Annotated in this window: 4 protein-coding genes and 1 pseudogene; all 5 read left to right on the top strand. The window is 27.9% G+C overall.

The genetic code is table 11. The features are described 5' to 3' along the window. A pseudogene (locus HMPREF9071_RS04845) lies at positions 1–363 on the top strand (hypothetical protein); the annotation flags it as partial. A 108-nt stretch (positions 364–471) separates the two neighbouring features. After that, the gene (locus HMPREF9071_RS04840; RefSeq protein WP_009745465.1) at positions 472–708 is read left to right on the top strand and encodes a hypothetical protein; all 237 of its coding nucleotides are present in this window, start codon (positions 472–474) and stop codon (positions 706–708) included. An 8-nt stretch (positions 709–716) separates the two neighbouring features. Beyond that, positions 717–1,394 (top strand): hypothetical protein, encoded by a 678-nt coding sequence (locus tag HMPREF9071_RS04835; RefSeq protein WP_009745464.1) that lies wholly within the window; start codon positions 717–719, stop codon positions 1,392–1,394. Further along, positions 1,391–1,666: a hypothetical protein gene (locus tag HMPREF9071_RS04830; RefSeq protein ID WP_009745463.1), complete on the top strand. Its 276-nt coding sequence runs from the start codon at positions 1,391–1,393 to the stop codon at positions 1,664–1,666. Before HMPREF9071_RS04835 ends, HMPREF9071_RS04830 begins: the two co-directional genes overlap by 4 nt. 7 nt (positions 1,667–1,673) lie before the next feature. Continuing rightward, on the top strand, positions 1,674–2,354 hold the full coding sequence (locus HMPREF9071_RS04825) for a hypothetical protein (RefSeq protein WP_009745462.1): 681 nt from the start codon (positions 1,674–1,676) through the stop codon (positions 2,352–2,354). Positions 2,355–2,480: the final 126 nt, after the last annotated feature.

Below are 2,480 nucleotides of genomic sequence, written 5' to 3'. Positions count from 1 at the left end.
CTTATAGAAACCGAATTTGATGTAGAAAATCTTATAAATAGATTAACTTCATTTTTTAATACAGACGCCCTTCCCTTCTTTGAAAAATGGAAAGATTTAAATGTTTTATATGAATATATTAAAGATAAAACAGAACGGGAGGAGTTGTCAGAAATTTTAGGGCAATTCTGGCAATTTAAGAAAGCTATTATTCTGAGACTTTGTAATGATAGTAGTTATGAAGATTTTATGACTAAATTTGTAAATAGGCGGGAAGAGATATTAAAAATGCGCCCAGAAAGTATAGATGTACAAAGATATTACAATGCCTCTAAAGAACTTAAAGAGATTTTAGACAATACAAAACCTATTTACAATGTGTAAAAACATTTCTGTCTTCCTGGACTAACCCCTCCTTGTAACAAGCAAGGCGAGTTCTTTATTGCCGACCAAGTTTGGATTAAATATGATGCAAGAGGTAATATACAAGATATGATAGTAGTAGAAACTAAACTAAGTCAAAATACTGGTTTAACTACAGGACAAACTTTAGCACAACAACAAGCGGGAAAAGGTAGCTTGTTTTATAAGCCTACTAATGCAAAAAAAACAGACATTAACGACATTCTTTTGCCAAAAGAAATTAAACAAGGGACAGGAATAAAGTTAAAAGATTTCTACAGACTGTATGGAGATGGTAACAAAACATTTAAAGGAATAACTAAATAATTTTACTTATGGATTTAACAAGAAACAAAATTAAAAGTCTTTTCGAAAGCAATAGAGCTATGATAAATTATTCAGTTACAAAAGAAGATACAGATATGATTATTCTTTGTAAAAAAACTGATAGTTATATATTAAAGTTTGATTGTAGGTTACAATTTGATTCTTTCCTTAGATTTAACCCTTTTACGATTCAATTAAATAAATTAGAAAATTTCGTATATGATTTAATAATAGAAGAGTTGAAAAAATATTATTGTAATGATATAGCATTTGTTATCAAAGATTTCTATAAAACAGACTATTCTTTTTCGCAAGAAATCACCTCCGAGGCTCATTTAGAGGAGTTTTTATCGGAGTTTTATAAATGTCTTTCGTATTATGAACAAGAGGTATTCCCTAAACTATTAGATATAAAATTTTTAGCTGATTATGTAGGAAGTGTGCCTTTTGATAAACAATTGGAGATTGTAGTTGGCGGGACTTATCCTGTCACTCTTTTTAAGAAGATTGCTATTCTAAAATGGGGAAATCACCCAAGATATGAAGAGTATAAAAACGGCTTACAGACCTTTATAAAAGAAGACTTTTTAGAGCCAAGATATGAAAAAGAGGCTCCTTTATACCAACAAGGATTTGATTATTTAATCACTCATTTAGAAAATGAACCCAATCCTTTTTACAAATGAGAATAAGAGGCAGCAAGTTAAACGCTTCCTCGCCTTGGACAGCTAACCAGAAAAGCGAGTTGATAGATGTCTTTAAGAATAACCCTAATAAAAAATACATAGAGTTTGAGGTAAGGAGTGATAATGATATTCTTTTAGAAAAAGGAGCTCCAAAGAATTTTAATAGACAAAAGAATGTCAGAATATATCGTGAAGATGTTTATAAAATCATTAGTGAAGGTGATAATATAAAAATTCCTCCTATACAAATGAATAGTATTAATTTTAAATAATCAAAAAATGGAATTATCTTTTATACATAATTTTTTAACTAATGAAGGTTTCATTCTAACTAAAACGAAGGAATTAAATAATAATGTGTTTAACTATCGTAAAGAACAAGATGCAAGTATTTTTCGTATAGGGTTCATTATTAAAGAAGAAGATGGAAAAAATCTTTTTTGGGGTTTTTCTATTTATATCAATTTTCTAAGTATTGAGAATATCTTAGTGTCAATACTTGCAAAAAATAATTTAGTAGGAAGAGAATCATCTCCAAAAGATATATATAATTCATTTTTCATTGATTACAATTTTAAAATTCCTACTATAAAAAAAGAAATAAAATCAGATAAAGACATTAAACAAATAGAAGATGATTTTTATCTATTCTTTAATACAGAAGCCCTTCCTTTCTTTGAAAAATGGAAAGATTTAAATGTTTTGTATGAATATATTAAAGATAAAACAGAACGGGAGGAGTTGTCAGAAATTTTAGGGCAATTCTGGCAATTCAAGAAAGCTGTTATTCTAAGACTTTGTAATGATAGTAGTTATGAAGATTTTATGACTAAATTTGTAAATAGACGGGAAGAGATATTAAAAATGCGCCCAGAAAGTATAGATGTACAAAGATATTACAACGCTTCTAAAGAACTTAAACAAGTTTTAGATAATACAAAACCTATTTACAATGTGTAAGTAATTGCAGAATAAGTGTTTTTAAAATCATTAGTGAGGGAGAAAATATAAAAATTCCTCCTATACAAATGTTTTGAATATGAATCACATTGATTATAATAATTTCATTTTAGAAAAAAATAGAAG

Source organism: Capnocytophaga sp. oral taxon 338 str. F0234 (genome assembly GCF_000192225.1).
Taxonomy (GTDB): domain Bacteria; phylum Bacteroidota; class Bacteroidia; order Flavobacteriales; family Flavobacteriaceae; genus Capnocytophaga.
The sequence above is the reverse complement of the archived record's forward strand: the minus strand, read 5'-3'. Positions and strand labels throughout refer to the sequence as shown.

Bases quoted from the DNA above. Each gene is read 5' to 3' on its own strand.
- HMPREF9071_RS04835 (WP_009745464.1), top strand. From the start codon at position 717: ATGGATTTAACAAGAAACAAAATTAAAAGTCTTTTCGAAAGCAATAGA.
- HMPREF9071_RS04840 (WP_009745465.1), top strand. From the start codon at position 472: ATGATAGTAGTAGAAACTAAACTAAGTCAAAATACTGGTTTAACTACA.
- HMPREF9071_RS04830 (WP_009745463.1), top strand. From the start codon at position 1,391: ATGAGAATAAGAGGCAGCAAGTTAAACGCTTCCTCGCCTTGGACAGCT.
- HMPREF9071_RS04825 (WP_009745462.1), top strand. From the start codon at position 1,674: ATGGAATTATCTTTTATACATAATTTTTTAACTAATGAAGGTTTCATT.